Source organism: Dyadobacter sp. (assembly GCF_039919315.1).
Lineage (GTDB): Bacteria > Bacteroidota > Bacteroidia > Cytophagales > Spirosomataceae > Dyadobacter.
Map to the genome: position 1 here is coordinate 57244 of NZ_JBDSFX010000027.1, position 19661 is coordinate 76904.

The 19661-nt window shown below is 47.3% G+C and carries 14 protein-coding genes; 2 read left to right on the forward strand and 12 right to left on the reverse strand.

The window, feature by feature from the left end; genetic code table 11:
• The first annotated feature begins 11 nt into the window (after positions 1-11).
• On the forward strand, positions 12-3158 hold the full coding sequence (locus ABIO93_RS08225; RefSeq protein WP_348066395.1) for a T9SS type A sorting domain-containing protein: 3147 nt from the start codon (positions 12-14) through the stop codon (positions 3156-3158).
• 81 nt (positions 3159-3239) lie between these two features.
• On the forward strand, positions 3240-3581 hold the full coding sequence (locus ABIO93_RS08230) for a cupin domain-containing protein (RefSeq protein WP_348066397.1): 342 nt from the start codon (positions 3240-3242) through the stop codon (positions 3579-3581).
• Here the strand turns inward: ABIO93_RS08230 and ABIO93_RS08235 are convergent, their stop codons facing one another.
• The 12 genes from ABIO93_RS08235 to ABIO93_RS08290 form a co-directional block, all read right to left on the reverse strand.
• Positions 3582-4982 carry a Gfo/Idh/MocA family oxidoreductase gene (locus tag ABIO93_RS08235; RefSeq protein ID WP_348066399.1) on the reverse strand — a complete coding sequence of 467 codons (1401 nt, stop codon included), beginning with the start codon at positions 4980-4982 and terminating at the stop codon, positions 3582-3584. It abuts the gene before it with no gap.
• The gene (locus ABIO93_RS08240) at positions 4979-6088 is read right to left on the reverse strand and encodes a hypothetical protein (RefSeq protein WP_348066401.1); all 1110 of its coding nucleotides are present in this window, start codon (positions 6086-6088) and stop codon (positions 4979-4981) included. Before ABIO93_RS08240 ends, ABIO93_RS08235 begins: the two co-directional genes overlap by 4 nt.
• Positions 6089-6114: 26 nt before the next feature.
• The gene (locus tag ABIO93_RS08245) at positions 6115-6858 is read right to left on the reverse strand and encodes an SDR family NAD(P)-dependent oxidoreductase (RefSeq protein ID WP_348066451.1); all 744 of its coding nucleotides are present in this window, start codon (positions 6856-6858) and stop codon (positions 6115-6117) included.
• Between the two features lie 68 nt (positions 6859-6926).
• Positions 6927-7883 (reverse strand): dihydrodipicolinate synthase family protein, encoded by a 957-nt coding sequence (locus ABIO93_RS08250; RefSeq protein ID WP_348066403.1) that lies wholly within the window; start codon positions 7881-7883, stop codon positions 6927-6929.
• A 14-nt stretch (positions 7884-7897) separates the two neighbouring features.
• The gene (locus tag ABIO93_RS08255; protein ID WP_348066405.1) at positions 7898-8824 is read right to left on the reverse strand and encodes a DMT family transporter; all 927 of its coding nucleotides are present in this window, start codon (positions 8822-8824) and stop codon (positions 7898-7900) included.
• Positions 8821-9954 (reverse strand): mandelate racemase/muconate lactonizing enzyme family protein, encoded by a 1134-nt coding sequence (locus ABIO93_RS08260; RefSeq protein WP_348066407.1) that lies wholly within the window; start codon positions 9952-9954, stop codon positions 8821-8823. Before ABIO93_RS08260 ends, ABIO93_RS08255 begins: the two co-directional genes overlap by 4 nt.
• A gap of 1 nt (position 9955) precedes the next feature.
• Positions 9956-10909, reverse strand: coding sequence for a 3-hydroxyacyl-CoA dehydrogenase family protein (locus ABIO93_RS08265; RefSeq protein ID WP_348066409.1), 954 nt, complete (start codon positions 10907-10909; stop codon positions 9956-9958).
• 33 nt (positions 10910-10942) lie between these two features.
• Entirely contained in the window at positions 10943-11320 is a 378-nt protein-coding gene (locus ABIO93_RS08270; RefSeq protein WP_348066411.1) for a Rid family hydrolase, read from the reverse strand.
• A 182-nt stretch (positions 11321-11502) separates the two neighbouring features.
• Positions 11503-12285, reverse strand: coding sequence for a creatininase family protein (locus ABIO93_RS08275; protein WP_348066413.1), 783 nt, complete (start codon positions 12283-12285; stop codon positions 11503-11505).
• 136 nt (positions 12286-12421) lie between these two features.
• Entirely contained in the window at positions 12422-14494 is a 2073-nt protein-coding gene (locus tag ABIO93_RS08280) for a beta-N-acetylhexosaminidase (protein ID WP_348066415.1), read from the reverse strand.
• 339 nt (positions 14495-14833) lie between these two features.
• The gene (locus ABIO93_RS08285) at positions 14834-16420 is read right to left on the reverse strand and encodes a SusD/RagB family nutrient-binding outer membrane lipoprotein (protein WP_348066417.1); all 1587 of its coding nucleotides are present in this window, start codon (positions 16418-16420) and stop codon (positions 14834-14836) included.
• 17 nt (positions 16421-16437) lie between these two features.
• Positions 16438-19629, reverse strand: coding sequence for a SusC/RagA family TonB-linked outer membrane protein (locus tag ABIO93_RS08290; protein ID WP_348066419.1), 3192 nt, complete (start codon positions 19627-19629; stop codon positions 16438-16440).
• Positions 19630-19661 lie beyond the last annotated feature (32 nt).

Sequence of the window (19661 nt, forward strand, 5' to 3'; positions counted from 1 at the left end):
ACACACTTGTAATGAAGCATTTTTCCAAATGTGAAAGAGGTAAACTATGTAGTTTCCTCCTGGTTCTTCTTTGTGCCTTTTCGGCTGCGTCTGCACAGGATTATGCGCAACAAAGGAAGGAAACGCTAAATGGGCTTGACCTGTCGGGCCTTGGCAAAACCCTGTTCCTCAATGCCGGCGTGACAAACCAACACGAAGTGGATTACTTTAAAACACTTTCAAAAAGCGTACTATTAAAACCTGAGCCCGTAACATCGGAGGAGTGGCGAAACTTGTACGAGAGGCTGATGGATACCGATCTGAGGCCTGGAAGTGGACTATTTCGAAACCTTGACCAACTAATTGAAACAGATCCTGCAAAGCTTTCCAAAAATAATGTAGTCCCGATTGGTATCATGAACATGGAAAGTATATACCTCTCCGGTAAGCAGATTGCCGACAATGAGGCAACGAAAAAAGCGGGGAAGTCTGTGGATTTCTCAACTTATGAGAAGGTCCGGATCGTATCGGTAGCCGTGTTACAGGAAGATGTTTATCAGGCCGAAGTTTCGTTCAGGATCAGCCTGGATCTACTCATTACGAACCATACAGGAAGGCCGGAAAGTATCGAGCTGGATTTCAACGATGGAAAAGGATATAAAACATATCCCATTTCGGACAATCTGGTACACCATCGGTTTGAATCAACCGGGGAACAAAAAATAGGCATACGGCTCCGAGTTGACAATAAAACTTTCCTTTTCGAAACAAAAGTCAATGTGCGGCAGCTTGAACGGATTAAACCCTACAAAGAGTTTCAGGTGATGGCCGAACGGATTTCAAAGGATACATTAGCGGATCAGTCAGCGAGAACCATGCTGGTAGGCGGGAACATACGGATCATCCTTGGGTGCGATCAGATCCTGAATAAGCCGATTATCATTGCCGAGGGGTTTGACATAGGACAGGACGTGACGTTGGACGCGATAGAGGCAAATTACAGATTTCCCCTTGCACAATACCTCACGGAAGGCTATGACCTGGTTTTGCTTGATTATTCGGATGCCCGGGCGGCTATGGAAGACAATGCCCAGGTTCTGAAGGCGTTGATACAGCAGGTGAACCAGATGAAAACAGGGAACGCACAGTCCATTGTCATCGGCGAAAGCATGAGCGGGATGGTTGCCCGGTGGGCGTTGCGGCAAATGGAAAATGAAGGGATAGTTCATCAGGTGAAGCTCATGCTATGTTACGATACCCCCCACCAGGGAGCAAACGTTCCGGTAGGGCTCACCCAACTGATGCGGGAAGCAAACCCTACGTTATTTACCCAGGTAATTCTAAAATTCTTTGCTAAAAGATGGCGGGATTATTTTCTGGCGATTAACACACCGGCAGCAAGGCAAATGCTATTACACTGGGGTGGCCATTTGACAGGCGGGGTGGGTAGCAAGCATCCTGATTTTGAAGCTTTCCATACCCAGTTAGCAGCTTTGGGCAATGGGGGTTATCCCCAGAATTGCCGGAATATTGCCGTGACACATGGCAGCATGGACGCGGGTGACCGGGAGTTGTTTGACAGGTATAATTATGGGGAGAGGATACTGCGAAGCTGGGTCCCATTTGTGCTGCAGAACGCAAATATCGACGTGCATACCAGCCAACTCAGCCAGAATACAAATGTGCTGCGTTTTGCGAGTTGGGGGATACTTTCAAAAGCAATCGGCATCAGTAGATTTTACAACAGCCCGTTGAATGATGATTTTCTACCGGGAGGACGAACCAATGTGGCCGTCCCAAACAAGCTGTTCAAATCAACAGACGACTTTAATTTCTGCTTTGTCCCAACTTTTAGTGCGATTGATTACCAGGGTCCGAGAAATACACAGGCGGAGCGTGAATTATTGAATGTAACCGCTGTGAATGCTGTAATTATCAACCGGCAAACACCTTTTGCGGCTATTTATGGAAACGACGAAAATACCGATCACGTAAGAGCAGAAAACATCCAATGGAATGTGATAGGTGTTGCCGAAGGCCTGCTCACCTTCATTACTGCCTGTCCTGTTCTCCCAACCCCGTCAATCCCTACCATAACCACGTTTAATATTTGTCATTCATTCAGTGAAAAAAGGACTACCGAGGATAATACGCCTAACATCACAGTCTCGCTCACCACACCATCGGGCGGGTTGTATGTGCACAATTGGACCGTGTTTCCCTCGAATTTGTATTTTACCACCACTGGGGATCAAATTACTTTCCCGGCTGAAAGGGCAGATCACTACGAGATTACCTGTGTCCGTACGTACCCAAACCGGCGAGACCTTCAATCAACTTTTACGACTACCATTATTGTCGATGATTGCAGTGATGTTACCGTCGGCTCCGACCCTAATCCCTATCTCGTCGTGGATGCTGACATTGACATCACGGATATCTGGGAGGGCGATTTCTTGCTAACTACCCCAAAACCGGATTCGCTGGCTGCATTCGCACATTACACGCCGGATTCTGAAATATTATACGCCACTTTGGAAGACGGCACTTTCGTTCCTAGTACCACCCTGCAAACCAGCGGCATGTTTCCCGAATTTGCAGCATTGTTTGCCGACACAGACCCACGTGTTCCGCTTCCCGTACATCTTATAGCGTTCAATGTTACCACAGAAGGAAAAGCGGCTGCTGCCGGGGCGGCGCTACTCACATGGAGTACCGCCAGTGAAATTAACAGCGATCATTTTGAAATTGAAAAAAGTAACACCGGAAAGGATTGGCAAAAAATCGGTAGTATCCCTGCCCAAAATCCAGGTTCTAAAACAACAGAATATTCCTATGTTGACCAGAACATCGGGTCGAACGTGATGTATTATCGCCTGAAAATGGTGGATACCGACGGCACCTTTGCATATAGCCGCATGCAAAGCACCTACTTTGATCAGGATTCTGACATGGGCGTTTTCCCGAATCCGGTAGATACCGACACACAACTGCAACTGCTATTGGGCGATAAAAAAGTCAGTCACATCAGCATTTACAATCTGGCAGGCAAGGAAGTTTTTGAGTCTGACAAACCGATCAGCCAGATTGATATGCACGGTTTACCTACCGGAAAATACATTGCGCGGATCCGTCTGCGAGACGGGAGCGAGCGCACGCATGCGTTTGTAAAAAGGTAGTTTAAGAATTTTGAATGAACTCAATGTTCCTTTTTTCCATTATTCCAAAAACCACTTATTTCTACACGAATCATTCACATTATGCCTTTTATCAATTTCAATACCAACAAAGTCGTCAAAATCTGGGACGGGATTTACGGAACGCTGGCACATTCCGAGAAACAGACTTTTGGGCATTTTACAATTGATGGCAACACCATTCTGCCCGAACACAGTCACCCACATGAGCAATGGTGCCACGTGCTGGAAGGAGAACTGGAATTTAAAATAGACGGCGAAAAAATGCTGCTAACTCCCGGTATGACAGCCTACATTCCGTCCAACGCCCCACATTCGGCGGTAGCGCATACACAATGCAAGGTAATCGATTGTTTCACGCCAGCCCGGCAGGATTTCATCGAACTGGAAAAGAACACACAGTAATTAGAGTTTCACACCAGTATTACCTCCTCTTTCCATTGAAATATCAATCGGAACATTGGTTTTCCAGGCACCACGCGTAAAATCGGGAACATCTACGGAATTGGAGCGATGCGATACCGACCATTCACTCAATGGCCCAACCGAACTCCAAGTTGCAGCATCATACACATCCTGATCGAGGGGCAGACCATTACGCAGGCAATCGATCGTGCGCCAGTCCATGAGGAAATCCATGCCGCCATGCCCGCCCACCTGCTTCGCCATTTCACCTATCTTTTTAACGATTGGCGGCGTATATTTCGCTTCAATAGCTTTATACTCTTCCGGAGAAAGCCATTCGTGACCTTGGGAATAACGTGCTGGTTCTGGGTATTTTAGCGCTGCACCTTTGGTACCACTCACGAGCTGAATGCGCGAATACGGGCGCGGAGAGGCCACATCAAACTGCAACATGATCGTTTTCCCGTGTTTCGTGCGGATCGTGGAAGTGTTCATCATACCATTATAAGGCTTACTGACAAACGGCTTGAACGAAGCATCTTTTGCAGCCAGCTTCATCGCAGTATCGGCCATTACAAAGTCATTGTTTGACATCGAAACCAGGTAATCCATGGCATCACCGCGATTGATATTCATAACCTGGCATATTGGGCCCAGGCCGTGCGTCGGGTACAGGTTACCGGTTCTTTGCGAGAGCTCTTTCAGCTCCCACATCTGATAAAACCGTTCTTTATCGAAAACGTATTCTTGTAAATTGTGAATGTATGCGCCTTCACAATGCGTGACTTCACCAAAAAATCCCTGCCTGGCCATATTCAGCGTGAGTAACTCTGAAAAGTCGTAGCAGCAATTTTCGGTCATCATGCAATGCTTTTTCGTCTTTTCCGAAGTCTCCACGAGTTCCCAGCATTCATCAATGGTTTTGGCAGCAGGTACTTCCACACACACATGCTTGCCATGGTTCATTGAAAAAACTGCCATCGGCGTATGCAATGCCCAGGGCGTGACAATGTAGATCAGGTCCAGATCAGGCATTTCACACAATTTTTTCCAGGCGTCCGGGCTGCTGTGAAATCCCTGAGGTTTGTGACCGGTAGCCGTGATCATTTTGGTAGCTTCCGAGACTTTCTCTGGCCGAAGATCGCAAAGTGCCTTGATCTCCACGCCTTCAATTTTGTTGATACGTTCCACCGCCGCCATTCCGCGGTTACCCAAACCGATAAACCCTATACGTACAGTATTCAGTTTTGGGGCAGCATAATTGCACATATTGAATGTCTGCGCACCCCGCTTATTTTCTACTGACCTGGTTTCCGGTGTTTTAGCATAGGTAGACAATGCGCTGCCAGAAGTCAGTCCGAGACCCGTTAATTTCAAAAAATCCCTCCGATCCTGCTTCATATCAACTTACTTGCTGATTTTACATTCCTGCTGGAGATAGCTTCGCTTAAAAACGATGGCTTGTAACCATTCTCATCTGCCCATTGAACGGCTGCTAAAATCCGGTCGCGGTAATCGGGCTGGTAGGCTTCGTAGAACGGGTAAAAATATTGCTCATGCACGAGCAGATCAAGAAATGGCGGCTTGTAACCATTCTTTTCGTGTTGATCCAGATGCGGCGCGATCTCAGATAGTTTTTTGGTATCGATCACAATGCTCGCCCGAACGAAAGTGATATTTTCGGCTGTATCCCGCCAGACAAAACGCTTTTTGATATGTCTTCGTTGTGGCTCCGTGAGATAGTAGGATGCGGAATATTGATCATCATCTACATTAAAATAGCCTAATTGACCCATGTAACCCGCATCCCGCATGGCCCGTGAACCTTCCACCGTAGTCGCGCCCCAGTGAATCGTAGCCACTGAACCCATTACTTCTTCGCCGGCAAAACGTCTAATTTCACCCATAATCAGGTCACAATCCCTTTTAACCTGCTCATAACCCGCTGCTATATAAGGCATATCAGGAAATTCTCCCAGCGCATGAAAGCTCAGCCGAAGCCAGCCGGCATTTTGCTTCCATTCCTCTTTGAATTGATCAGTAAAATCCGACAGGTTAAAACCATCAGTTTGGTAAAAGAGGTTTAAATGGATTTTCGTACCAAATTTCGCATTGACACTTTTAAGAAAACCCAGGTAAGGATTGTCAAAAAGCGATTGGTAAATGTCTTTGTTTTGCTGAATATCTCTTAAAAACCAGATATTGTCATCAATGGAAAGGCGGTACTTACCAGGAAAATTTTTGAGCCAAAACACTTTAATGCTACGCTTTTCACTAGTATTCTGATCTTCTGCCTCAATGCTGCTTTCGTAACCTGTTAAACGTATTTTAGATTCAAAAATCCCATCTACTAATGCGGCTTCCTTACCATTCACGATTAGTTTCGCAGTTTCAGGAGCTAAAATCTGAACTTTGATTTCTAAATAATCATCCGTCATGATCCCGTCACGGGCATGCAGCATATCACCCTCGATGGGGCTGATAAAAGTAATGCGGTTCTCTTCCATGGGTTTTGGTATGGTAACGGCGGAAATCAGTAAGTAGCGCGTCCGCCGGAAAGGTCGAATGTAAAGCCGGTAGCGAAACTGTTTTCGTGCGACACAATGAATGCGGCCATATTTGCGGCTTCTTCCAATGTTCCGCAACGTTTCATCGGGATTTTGTCAGTCATATATTTCACCTGCGCCTCGGGCATAGCGTCCACCAGCGGCGTACGGATCACGGCCGGGGCGAGTGCATTCACGGTAATGCCACTTTCGGCATACTCTTTCCCCTGCACTTTGGTCATACCGATCACCGCAGCTTTGGAGGCTGAATAAGCCAGCATACCTGCATTGCCTTCCTTGCCTGCAATGGAGGCAATGTGCAAAATACGACCGTAATGTTTGGTCAACATATAAGGTAGCACGGCTTTGGAAGTATAGTAGCTCGCCATAAAATTGACATCGAATACTTTTTTCAGGTTCAATGTATCTACCTCGTGGCTTTGGACACCAGTCGTTCCGGTGATACCAGCACAGTTGATCAGGATATCTACTTTACCAAATCTTTCTATTACCCGGGCCACAGCCTTTTCAACCTGTTCTTCATCAGTAACGTCTAATCCTATCAGCTCCTCCTTGTCCAAATTACCTACAAACTCCTCATTCAAAGCCTTTGCATTCAGGTCGAATAACCCTACACTGGCACCTTCATTCAACAGCTTGTGCGCAATGACCAGCCCGAGGCCAGATGCAGCTCCTGTAATAATCGCTACCTGTGTACTGAAACTGCTCATTTTGCCAGCGGGTTGTTTAGTCATAGTTAACTTGCCGGTTTCAAAAGTACGTTTTCTACCGATTTTAATCATTCTTTCGACAATGATGTTTCCAAAGGCTTAATTTCCCAACTTTCGTCGTTGAGCACATCTATCACTCTTTGGTTCAATTCTTTAATGTAAGCCACCGAAGATGGGTCCGGAATGTAGGCTGCCTTGCGTGCAATGCTGTTTTTCAAAATCCCTCTCGCCATCAAAAGTTCCTTTTCAGCATAGTGAAAAAGCTCCATGTTTTGTAATGAAAAGAAAATTTGCGGCATTACTTTTTCAAACAGGTCAAAGGCTTTGGCATGCTCACCATTACGGCGCAGGTTAAACACCCTTTGCAAAATATCCGACACGGCCAGGCCCGGCATCACCCCGCGGATACCGATGGGGATCAGTTCAAGCATATATAAGCCGCCCCAACCTTCAAAAAGGCCGATTTTACCTTTTGTGGTTTGTATAATGCTATCAAATTTGGGTGCGCAGAGTGGTTCCTCCAGTTTCAGATATTTGAAATTCGGGTTCTCATCCATCAGGTTTTTGATAAACTCAACACTGATCGAAGACCCGCCCGGGTTAAAGTCCTGAATCAAGACCGGCGTTTCTGGAATGGACTGGAGAAAGTCAGAAAGGTATACTTTGAGAGAATCTTCAGGTAAACTGAAAATCCTCGGAACTGCAAGAGAAATCACATCCGCCCCTGCCTCAACATTGGCTTTTGCGAGCTTGATCGCAATTTTCAGCGAGGGATGGTTGGACTGTGCCACGATCTTAATCCGCCCGGCTGCATGCTCCACCGCCACCCGCACGACCCGCAACTTTTCGTCATCGGTCAGTTTGTAAAATTCGCTGGCGTAAGCGGGAAGGCATACTGCTTCAATTCCGCTGGTGATAGCAAAATCAATCAGGCTGCGGAGGGCGTCTTCGTCGATCTCCTCGTTTTCAGTGAATGGAGTCGGGATTATGGGTACCACTCCAAACAGTTCGTTTTCTGAATTCATCTTCATATTATGTTTTATTGACTGATTTCAACCAGTTTCTTTTGTTGCGACCTGCTATCAACAATGGTCAGGATCAATGTGCTGGCCAGTACAAGCGCACCTCCTATAATGGCCTGGGTCTTCAATGTTTCTCCCAAAACAAAGGCGGCGATTGGCAGTCCCATGAATGTAATCAGGTAGTTGGACAGCGCCACTTGCGTAGCATCGAGGTATTTGAGCACGCTGAAAAACATGATCATCGACAGGAAGTTGTGGAAGATCGTAAGTGCGATCATGCCTGTCCAGGTTTGCGCGGTATAATCCGGAATGCGCGAGAGCATTTCAGGCTCGTAATACCACACCAGCGGTGCCAGCATGATCACCAGGACGAGATAGGTGTAAAAAACCATTTCCATCTCGGTATATTTTTCAGCCACCTGCTTGCAACCCACATTGTAATAAGCGTTTCCAATGATCGCCAGGAAAATGAGCAGATTACCCAATGCGTAGCGCGAGCTCAAATCCATTTTTTTGATATCGTCTGTCGAGCATAGCAACACGCCGATGATCGCAATCGCAAAGCTGATCCAGCGGATCGTGTTCATTTTTTCTTTTAACAGGAAAAAAGCAAACACCGCTGTGATTACCGGGAGGGCCAAAACCAGTATGGCAGCATTACTGGCCAGGGAATATTGGGTACCGTATGTCATCAAAACCTGCGAAGGAAAAGCGCCCAGAGCACCCAGCTGCACAAAAATCAAAACGTCTTTGATCTTCTTTTTGCCTTTTCTAAAATCCTTGATCACAAACGGCGCGAGAAAAATCGTCGCAAGCAACATCGGTAACCAAACCGTAAAATAAGGCCCTACCTGATCCTGCACGAGCTTGATACAGGTAAAATGGAACGACCAGATGAGGTTGCACAGGAATAATATCGTCCAGGACAGAAATGCTTTTTTCATTGATTCACAAGTAAATATTGGCCTGTTTTATATTTTTCAACTGCTGTTAGATCTAATGTTATTCCCAGCCCGTCACCTTGTGGTACCAATGCAGCACCATGCTGAAAATCGATCGGATCCACGACGAGATCGTCTTCCCTCACCAGCTCACCGAAAATATCCGATGGTATGGTACAGTTGATACTAGCCGCCGCAATGTGCAAACCCATCGTTTCCGAAATGCCCAGATCCACCTCCGATCCGCGCCAGCAAGGCTTTCCTTCCAGATGCGCGACCTCCGCCAGCAGCACCGAATTGAATGCCGAACCATTGAAATTGTACCCGTCCACCGCATCAGCCCGGACGAATGCGATCATGTCGCGGATATCCTGGGTGTAGGGTAGTGAAATGTGCCGGTACATCGGTACACCCAAATGCTTTTTGAGATACTGAAAACCTTCAATGTCCTCATGCAAAACCGGATCTTCCAGGCCCAGCATGATTTCCAGCTCCACGCCTTCCATCAATCGCAATGTGGTTTCTACATCATTCCAGCGCTGGTTTGGGTCGAGCAAAACTTTGATCCCGTCGCCGCATTTCTTCCTGATTTCCTCCGTCCATAACCGCACCGGATCTTCGTCAGAACATTTGAATTTGAACACTTTATGCCCTCTTTGCATAGCTTCAAATGCTTTTTGGGCCGCATCTTCCGGTGTGCGCCGGCCTGTCCAGCCCATGCAGTCGATACGCTCGCGGTAGCCTCCGCCCAGCAATTGATACACCGGTACCTGTAATAATTTCCCCACCAGATCCAGCACCGCACATTCAAACGCTTCATATATCCGCTGGTCGTTCACGGGCAGCCTACGCCAGTTCAGTTTCAAAATATCCTGACCAACAAACACGTCCATACCTGCCTTGATCAGCTCAGGGGATGCGCTACGGTAAGTTTCGCCTACTCCGGTCAGACCGTTTTGGAGTGTTATTTCAATGATCCATTTGGGTTGATTGGCGAATTCTGTCCAGCTTTCGCCGGTCATGAATTTTTTGGCAAATGCAGTATCCTTGTCCAGTACCCTATCCGAATTGAGGCTGCCCGGCTTGGCAGGCACGATCACTTCGGTAGCTTTGATAGATGCAATGGTTGTCATTTTATTCTCCAATATTCTGAGGGTATTTCTCGGCCAGCTTTCGAATGTCGTAGCTGAATTCGATGAATAATTTCTCCCAGGCAGCCGCGCTTTCCGGGGTATATGGGTAAAATCCTTTGGCATTGCTCACTCCTTTCGCTCCCGAAGCCACCAGATCTTCCATCAGCGGAGGTGCTTTCTGGGTATTATCCAGATCCGGAAACAAATCCTTCATCACGGTCAGGTAAGCCGGAATGCCAGTGAGGTCCATAAACCGGAATGGGCCAGCAAATGTGATCCAGTAACCCAGGTCATTGCGCAGCGAACGATCTACATCTTCGACAGTTGCATACCCGTTTTCCACAAGATGAAAGGCTTCCCGCAGCATCGCGTACATGATCCTGTTCGTGATAAAACCTCTGATATCTTTTCTCAAAAGCGACGGTTCCTTGCCCCAGCTCTCAGCCAGTTTTACGATCTGCAATGCATTCTCTACCTTCGAGGCTTTGCCGCAGATCACTTCCATAAACCGGGTAATGTGCGCAGGCTCAGCCCAGTGAATGCCTAGCAACCGCTCAGGATGCTTCAAGCCATTTTGCAAAACCGATACCGGAATGGCAGAGGTATTGCTGCCGATAATGGCCGTAGGCGAAAGAACGGTTTCCAATAAATGATACACGCGCTTCTTTTCCTCCACATCCTCGGTAATGGATTCGATCACGATCTCATGCCCGATAAGCGCGGTCACATCGTCGGTAATGGTGATATTGGCAATTATATTTTCAGGTTTTTCAACTAATAAACCTTCCTGATGCAGCTCATTCAAAAACCCCAGAATACGGTTACGGGCAAGATCGGCTTCGTCCATGCTTTTGACCAAAGAAGTAACCTCGTGCCCCGCCGCCAGAATACAGGTAGCAATGCTGCTGCCCATCAATCCAAGCCCCACTGTACCGATTCGTTGTTTCGCACTCATTTTATCAAAAACTAACTCATTTATGCCCGACAATTACCCGATCACCGCAATGGCGTCGATCTCAATCTTGATCCCGTCGGACAGTACCGACTGCACGGTAGTCCTGGCCGGACGAATTCCGGTAAAGAATGAGCCATAGGCCACATCATACCGGTCAAAATCATTGATATCTTCCAAATGGACCGTACATTTCACAATGTCATCATTGCTACCGCCCGCCGCTTCCACTACTTTTCTCACATGTTCCAGCGTCAGTAATGTCTCCTCCTCGATGGTACCGTGGATGACAGTCCCGGTTTTCAAATCCAGCGGTCCCTGGCCACTGATGAATAGTAAGCCGTTTTTTAAAACACCGGCTGAATAAGCGCCGGTACTCACATTTTTATCGGGGTGTTTTATTTCGAGTTTCATTTTGGAAAGTTTTTAGCTTTATATTTAACTATAATGTCACCCTGAACCGCTTTGTCATGCTGAGCGCGGTCGAAGCACGTTTCTGGCTTGGCACAGCGTTTTTTTGCATCGTGCTTCTTACACTTCGACTCCGCTCAGTGCGACAAAGTGGTCTATCGTCAGTGTGACAAAGTGGTCAATGGTCAAAACCCTCCTAAGAACCCCCACTCCCTAAACTCCCCCAGAAACTGCACCAACGCCTCCACCGCCTTCCCAACCAAATGCTCGCCTTTTTCCGCTGTCGCCAGTTGCGGCTCTCCGCTGCTGCCGTTGCTGGAAATAAATGCTGTTTGTTTGAAAAGCGTTACGCCTCGGTATGCTTCGTCGTCTTCCCAGGGAATGTATCCATTGCTTTCTGGTCGGGCGGCTCGCTGGGCTTTGTTCATTCGTACTTTTTCCGGAAAAAGATGCAGCATCATACTGGTTTCGTACTCACAGGCGTGACTTAGCGCCGGACTTTCCATGGGCGGCTCTCCGGCAAATGGCTTTCCGCCCAGCTCCCAGTATGTCACGAGCGCAATGTTGGGCTGCAATGCTCTATCATAATCTCTGCTCAGCACCGCCAGCGCTTGTTTGACTGGTGTAATGTTGCCACCGTGACCATTCAGCAGTACTATTTTTCTAAATCCATTTTTCAAAAACGATCCCACCAGATCGGTGATAACCTGTGTATAAAGTTCAGGGCTGAGACTGATCGTGCCACCGAATGATAAATGATGATGACTAGATCCAAAAGGCAATGTTGGGCAAAGCAGTACCTGGTCCGGCAATGCTGCCTCCGCCTGCCGGGCGATGTATGTTACAATATCCGTGTCCGTTGCCACCGCCATGTGCGGGCCGTGCTGCTCAATTGCTCCCAGCGGAAGCAAGATAACAGCGTCTTTTTGCTGATTAATGGACGGGTAATTCAGATCGGCGAATAACATAGCACGCTTAAAAGGGTCACTAATTCAAATGTATTAATTAAATTTTTGTTTACAAAAAATATATAAAATAGTTTACAAAAATATTCGACTCTAACCTACCAGACCATTCTTAAATTCATTGAGTCAAAAATCAGAGTTAAAAATCGGGCTTGAATAGCGCTTGAAATGATTGATCTGCAACATGCTCCGGCTTGTTTTGAATGCGGTAATCGTTCACTTTCAGAAACAGTTTCTGCCACAATGCATATTCTACATCAAATCTCCCCAGAATGGTGTTCATCCGGTATGGCATGTTCTCGGACAGCCAGGCTTGCTGGTATGCGGTTTTCAGCTCCCCATTTTCATCGATGACGTCAATGAGCAGTCCGTGACAAATATGGGTAATGTCGTATACCACAAAATCATTTTTCTTCCGCTGCAACATCGATTCGTCCCAGCGATAGCATATCGTTTTGGCCCAGAGGTAGCGGGTAGCGGAGTAGGTCATCAGCCGGGCGGCCACTAGCAGCGATTTAATAAAAGCACTATCCTTTTTATTGCATTTGGCCAGCGCCAGGATCAGTTGCCCCTGCGCCTCCTCACTCATTTTGCGGGCATTACGGAAATCATCCGCGTGCTCGTTCGTATTTTTAAGGTAGTAAGGCAGAAACGGATTCGACCAGCTTTCGATGATGGTACCACGCGGCATTCCGTTGGTATTTTTACCTAGACATTTATCCAGATACACATTGGATTGTGACAAATAATCAAATGCTTTGTGCATTTCATCCGCGACTTCCGGGTATAGAATGGCGCTGTATGCTTCGGTAAATTTAGTTTTGTCAGGCACTTGCCCCTGCCACGCGCCTATGCACCCATAAGCCATAAATAACCACGATGAGCGTACAAACGGCTCCACCGCATCCGTCCAAACGGAGTGTATGAAGCCTAATGTATGGTTCTTCATACCGGCTTTCAGGCAAAGACCAATGTTGGTATAGGTATAATCAGCGTCGGGATAAATGTGTCCCCAGCCAGAGACAGCGGGCTGTATAAAAAACGGCTTTTTTTCTTTGAGAACCGGATTGAGGTAGCGGTTGATCTCAACGGTATCAGGCTTATACTCCCAAATGACAGGTATCACCTCTTTCGGCAGTTTCTTCATAATGTCGGGATAGTAGTTGTTCATATCCGTCCATGCCAAGACCGTTTTACCATATTTTTTCAATTCATTCTGAACAAATGTGAGCTGCTGCAGCCACAGTTCTTCCGAATTGATCTTTCCGTCTTTGTCATCCGCAATCCTTTTCGTTTCCCAGGTCTCATCAAACCCTACGTGGATAAAAGGACTTGAAAACAGGTCGGTATATTGCTTGATCCAGTCTTTCAGGAGCACATTAGCGCCGGGTTTGCGCGGATCAAGCTCGTGCCCGTACTGCCCGATCGCGAGGTCGGCGTACTTTTCATTTCTTAGCAATTCATGCAAATGCCCGTACAAATTCAGGAACGGAACCACATCCATATGCCGCTCCTTTCCATAAGCAATGATACTTTTGATCTGCTCCTGCGTATAACCCGACTGATAGGCAACCGTTGGAAATCCTTTCAATTCAATGCTCACTTCATTGTAAAAATAATATTGGTTAGTTTTCCAGAGCGCCAGGAAATCAATCTGCTTTTTGATCTCATCCACAGTCGGCAAGCCGCCGTGCGCGAAATCCATCATGACACCCCGAAATGCTAATTTCGGCTGATCCGCAATGGTGGCACAGGGAATGTAAGCAGCTTTGCCACTACCGGTTATCATTTGGCGAATGGTCTGAACCGCGTAATAAAGTCCTGCCGAGGTTATAGCTTCAATCTGGATTTTTTGCGGGGTAATGCTCAGTTTATAATGCTCCCGATGGCTACCCGGGGTGGTTTCGGATACTTCCGGCAGTTCATGCCCTTTTTCTTTTACTGAAAACTGAAAGGTAGCAACTGCTGGCGAGGAAGCTCCCACGGCCTTTTGACCATAACGTTCCTGAATGATGGACTTCAATTCATTGAGCGCGAACGCAATGTCCTTGGGAGCATTGGATGGGACAGCGATTGAGATTTTCGAGAGCGGCAAAATTCCAGACTGGTACCAAATGGATTCAGGTTGGGGGAATAAAACAGGTTGCTTTTGAGCAAGGACAGGGATTGTAAAAACGCAAAAAAGACACAGCTGATGAAAGAACCCTCGCATATTCAATAAATTTTTAATCAATATAATCTATTAATAATTAACCTATTGCCTCAAATCCAACCCACGTAGTACCGGGCAGGTTAACAAACGATTCGGCATTCCTGGTGTATTTTTTGTCACCCTGAGCTACCATTGACATATTTTTTAATTAATTAATAATGAGACACTTAACTTGTCACACTAAGCGCAGTCGAAGGGCTATGCACGATGCTAAAGGCGCGGTATCGTGCTAGTAACAACCTTCGACTCCGCTCAGATGACAACCTTTAAAGTCATTAATATTGCTTTTCGCGCTGTTAATTATCCCTCAGGGTGACAAGGGCAGGTCAGAATCAAAAACTAGTTCTTATCCCACCACAACGGCGTCGCTGCATTGTCGGGGCCATTCAGCAATTTGACCGCTTTGGCGACGGCGTCGGAATTGGTTTGCTTTTCGGTATCCAGGAACGGAATGCGGCGAATCCGCTTGCCTTCCGGCAGGTCCGGATTTTCGCTGTGCACGATGGTGTACAGTTCCGGCAAGCCCGATCTGCGCACTTCTGCCCACCCTTCCATGCTGTCGGGGAAGAGCGCGAGCCACTTTTGCTGTGCGACCTGTTTACGGTTCATATCCGCAGAAGCTGCCCATTTGGCGGGATAGTTGTTAACGGGCGGAGAATTCTGCCCATCCTGCGGTGCGATCGGGATAGCGGGATTACTGATGTATTTGGTAATCGCCGCCTGGTCCGTAATCCCCCATTGCGCCATCGACATTTTGATACCGGTTTCGTACAGGTTTTGTGCATTATCTCCCATATTCCAGCCATTCAATGCACCTTCCGCTCTTAAAAAGTAGGCTTCTGCTGCGTGCATGATGTTTTGAGGAGTTGCAAAATTGGCCGTAAAATTGCCATTGCCGACATTAGTCGCCCAGCGCGATCCGAGGTTGGAATTGAATTTTCTGGAATTAATGTCCATTTGTTTTTCAACCACCAGCAATCCATTTCTCACCCCGTCGAACTTGCCCGTGAATGTGGCTGGTTGGAAATAAATCGGCATACGTGGATCGTCGTAACCTTTCATAATGGACTCCATCGATGAACTCATCCGAAGCTCATCCCACGCCACAATCTGCGACAGACCATTCCTTTCGTTATAAACCGTGCTGGATTTGGGCATATAAGCATCATCCGTAATGGCAGTCATCACACCCGCGGCCACCGCTGCTTCCGCTTCTTGCTTGGCGAGTGCCGGATTCACTTTGGAAATGCGCAATGCTAACCGAAGACGCAAAGTATTCGCAAATTTCGCCCAGGCAGCTGGTGACTGATTTCCTTTTGTGTTATAAACCAGGTCAAATTTGTCATAAGGAGTAGCAGTGCCAGCGCCTTTCAGAACGGTCGAAGCGTTCCGCAATTTTTTGAAAAAATCATAATAGATCGAGTCCTGGGGCGTAAATGCGACTGCATCTTTGCCATTAGCCGCATCAAAATACGGCACCGGACCAAAGTAGTCGGTTACGCGATGGAACATCCACACCCACCACACTTTCGCGATCGCATTCTCAGCCAGCTTTTCGTCTGTTTTTTCAATAATGGTTTTCAGCTGAGGTGCAGCCGAAATGTAAACCGGGTTCCAGGCTGCGGGCATCCATTCCTGCTTGATCACGTAACGGTCTGTCGGGAAGGACATGGCCGCCTGCGAGTAAAACTGAGAGTAAACACCTGCCACTGTTCCTTCACCAATTTCAAAATCATTGGGAGCTAATGTGGTAGTCATCAGCGCATTGGCAAACATATATGGAAACTCCGTCGCACTTACAGACCCTAGTTTGGTATTATCTGTATTGATCGCATCGAAATCATCTGTACAGCCGCCTACGCCCACGAATAACAGCAGCAGCGAAGCCAGGGACAGGCAATAATATTTATGTATCTTGTCATGCATGACCGTCATTGTTTTAATTAAAATGAAAGTTTAAGGTTCAATCCCATGCTCCTGGTAGCGGGCAGGTTGTTGTACTCGACACCCTGGTAGTTACTGTTACCAATGCTCACCTCGGGGTCAAAATCAATTTTCCGTTTGCCTATGCCCGGAATATCCAGAATGGCATCACCGCGGTAAATAAAGAACAGGTTACGGGCCACGAATGAGATCTTGGCAGCTTTGATAAACTTGGGAAGTCCCTTGAACTCATAACCGAATGTCAGCTCGCGTACACGCACAGCCGTAGCATCGTAAGTAAAAAACTCCGCCCACGAATAGTTGTTTTGCGAAACCGTCGTCCAGAATTTTTCTGCATTAATGGCCGTGTTGTTGGTAGTACCTTCGGCATTCACACCTGGCAAAACCCACGACCCAGCATCTCTATACTGGGTGGTGTAATCGGCATTTCCGAAGTAGGCATTCTGCGCAGCGGAGCCGGAAGTGACGATTCCTCCGAATTTCCCATCGATCAGAAGACCTAATGTCCAGTTTTTATAAGAGAAATTATTGCTGAATCCTGCGGTGAATTTCGGGTTATAATTTCCAACCTTTTCAATGGCATCCGTTTTCACCGGAACACCATTCGCATCCACCATATACTGCCCGTTCAACTGCTTCCATTTATATCCGTACATATCACCATAGCTCTGGCCTTCCACCACCAGCGGCGTCGCGGTGCGCACATTGGTACCCGAACCCAGGTACACACGAGGAACCCGTGGATCCAGTTCAATTACTTTGTTACGGTTCAAGGCGTAGTTCAGCCCCATGTTCCAGGTAAACTTGTCGCTTTGCAGGATCTTGGCAGACAAAACCACTTCCACACCGGTATTCTGAATGTTCCCTGCATTGAAATACCGCGAAGCATAACCGGATGAAGCCGGCGCACTCACCGTCAGCAGCTGGTTTTTTGAATTGGTTTTATAGTAAGTCACATCAATGCCAAACCGGTTTTCCATGAACCGCCAGTCTGTACCAAACTCTATGGATTGGGTTAGCTCGGGTTTCAGGTTCCCAATGGATTTGGTAGGGCTGCTGGAAACAAACCCTCCGAACGATCCCCTACTATACGTATACGTTTGGTTGATCAGATAAGGGTCTGCATCATTACCAACCTTGGTCAGCGAAGCCCGTACTTTGGCAAGGCTCACCCAATTCGGCAAATGTACCATTTCCGACAAAATACCTGAAAGGCCGATCGATGGATAAAAGTAAGAATAAGGCTCTGGCAATGTGCTCGACCAGTCATTACGAGCCGTCAGATCAAGGAACAAATAGTCTTTGAATGCAAATTGCGCCGTTCCGTACACTGAATGCAGGTCTCTTTTGCTGGTACTGGATGTTACACCCAGGTTAGTCGCGAAGCCAAGATCAAACTTGTTCGGGATACCGAGGCCGTCGGCATAGTTCACTCTCCGTCGCAGATTCCGAAGCAACATGGAGCCTCCGACGTTGTAATTGATCTTAATGTCTTTGGTAATATTGTTGGTTCCGTTTAGCAAGATATCAATGTTGCGTTCACTCACCAGCGCATTTTCCTCTGCATAATATCCTCCCGGCAAACGGGCGTAATTGGCTGTATTATTGGTATAACTGTGTGTATTGAAATCATTATAGCTATCGGAACTGATCCTTCCCTGAATGTTCAGCCAGTCTGTAAATTTGTATTTCACCGCGATCAGCGAAGTCACCCTGCTTCTGTTTTCCAAATGTTTAGTATTGTAAATCGTCCAGTACGGGTTCATGTAAACCGGGTCAGGATTCGTCCAGTACCGCTGGGTTTCAATCCCTGTGGAACTCACCGTCTTGTAGTCTTTCAGATCTTCCAGGTTCACCGACCGCGGGATATGCGAAAGGTTGGCCACAACAAAGCCGTCCCCGCCCACGCCAGGCTTGTTTTTAATCTTCTGCAAGGTGTAGGTGATCTTGGCGTCTACCGATAATTTGCTGGTGATGTTAATGCCCAACCTGCCATTGAATGTGTTTCTAGTCAGGCTGTTAGTCGGCACGATACCATTTGCATTGTTATTGGCATAGGAAAAATAAGTCGTCATTTTTTCGGTTCCGCCACTCACGCCGATGGCGTTATTGGTCGAAATACCGGTTCTGTAAAAATCGGTGATATTGTCAGGATAGGCTTGTAGCGGCACTGTTTTTCCGGCCCAGTCGGTCACGCTCTGGCCGGTGATCGCAGCTCCCCAGCTGCCTGTCCCCAATGCGGAATAAATGCCTCCGGCACCCTGGCTGTACTGATTTTGCAGATTTGGGGAAGTCAATGCTTTGTCAAATGATACGCCTGAATTCACATTGACGCTCAATGCACCGCTCTTACCTTTTTTGGTTGTGATCATCATGACCCCATTGGCAGCGCGGCTTCCATATAATGCAGCACCTGCCGCCCCTTTCAGAATGTTAATGGATTCAATGTCATCGGGGTTAAGATTTGCAACGCCATCGCTTCCGCTATTCCCGCGGTTGTCGTCACCGGAGTCATTTCTTACCTGTCCCGAAATCGTTGAGTTGTCAATAGGAACACCGTCGACCACGATCAATGCATTGTTTGTTCCTTGGATAGACCGGTTTCCACGCAGGATAATGCGGGTAGCGCTACCGGGACCGCTCGACGATGGAGTAATGGTCAATCCGGCTACTTTACCGGACAATGTATTCGTGAAGTTTGCATCTCTTACTTCGTTAATCTGCTCACTTCCAATTTTTTGTGTTGAATAAGTCAGTGTTTTCGCTGCCCGCTCAATTCCTAACGCCGTCACGACCACTTCCTGCAGACCGACACTTTCCTCTGAAAGTGTAATGTCACTGAGATCAGTGCGGCTACCTATTTCAACTTCCAGTGTTTTCATACCGATGTAAGAAATCACCAGCACATTAGCATGATCCGGCACCGACAGGCTGAATTTCCCGTCCTTGTCGGCAATACCTCCCTGTGTCGACTGCTTGATGATGACCGAAGCTCCGGGCACCGGCGCGCCTTTCTGGTCGAGCACCCTGCCTGAAACTTTCCTGACCTGCTGTGCATGAGCAGGATTGAGTGTTATAATAAGAAGCAACAGCAGTAGTAACGGAAGGACGAGTGAGCGGCTAAGGAAAAAGGTTTTTATAGGTGAGGGATTCAGAGCATGAAGCCTCAATGGGTCTAAATATTTTTTCATATCCAAAGTTTTCTGAACGATAAATGGGACTA

Bases quoted from the DNA above. Each gene is read 5' to 3' on its own strand.
- ABIO93_RS08225 (WP_348066395.1), top strand. From the start codon at position 12: ATGAAGCATTTTTCCAAATGTGAAAGAGGTAAACTATGTAGTTTCCTC.
- ABIO93_RS08230 (WP_348066397.1), top strand. From the start codon at position 3,240: ATGCCTTTTATCAATTTCAATACCAACAAAGTCGTCAAAATCTGGGAC.
- ABIO93_RS08235 (WP_348066399.1), bottom strand. From the start codon at position 4,982: ATGAAGCAGGATCGGAGGGATTTTTTGAAATTAACGGGTCTCGGACTG.
- ABIO93_RS08240 (WP_348066401.1), bottom strand. From the start codon at position 6,088: ATGGAAGAGAACCGCATTACTTTTATCAGCCCCATCGAGGGTGATATG.
- ABIO93_RS08245 (WP_348066451.1), bottom strand. From the start codon at position 6,858: ATGAGCAGTTTCAGTACACAGGTAGCGATTATTACAGGAGCTGCATCT.
- ABIO93_RS08250 (WP_348066403.1), bottom strand. From the start codon at position 7,883: ATGAATTCAGAAAACGAACTGTTTGGAGTGGTACCCATAATCCCGACT.
- ABIO93_RS08255 (WP_348066405.1), bottom strand. From the start codon at position 8,824: ATGAAAAAAGCATTTCTGTCCTGGACGATATTATTCCTGTGCAACCTC.
- ABIO93_RS08260 (WP_348066407.1), bottom strand. From the start codon at position 9,954: ATGACAACCATTGCATCTATCAAAGCTACCGAAGTGATCGTGCCTGCC.
- ABIO93_RS08265 (WP_348066409.1), bottom strand. From the start codon at position 10,909: ATGAGTGCGAAACAACGAATCGGTACAGTGGGGCTTGGATTGATGGGC.
- ABIO93_RS08270 (WP_348066411.1), bottom strand. From the start codon at position 11,320: ATGAAACTCGAAATAAAACACCCCGATAAAAATGTGAGTACCGGCGCT.
- ABIO93_RS08275 (WP_348066413.1), bottom strand. From the start codon at position 12,285: ATGTTATTCGCCGATCTGAATTACCCGTCCATTAATCAGCAAAAAGAC.
- ABIO93_RS08280 (WP_348066415.1), bottom strand. From the start codon at position 14,494: ATGCGAGGGTTCTTTCATCAGCTGTGTCTTTTTTGCGTTTTTACAATC.
- ABIO93_RS08285 (WP_348066417.1), bottom strand. From the start codon at position 16,420: ATGCATGACAAGATACATAAATATTATTGCCTGTCCCTGGCTTCGCTG.
- ABIO93_RS08290 (WP_348066419.1), bottom strand. From the start codon at position 19,629: ATGAAAAAATATTTAGACCCATTGAGGCTTCATGCTCTGAATCCCTCA.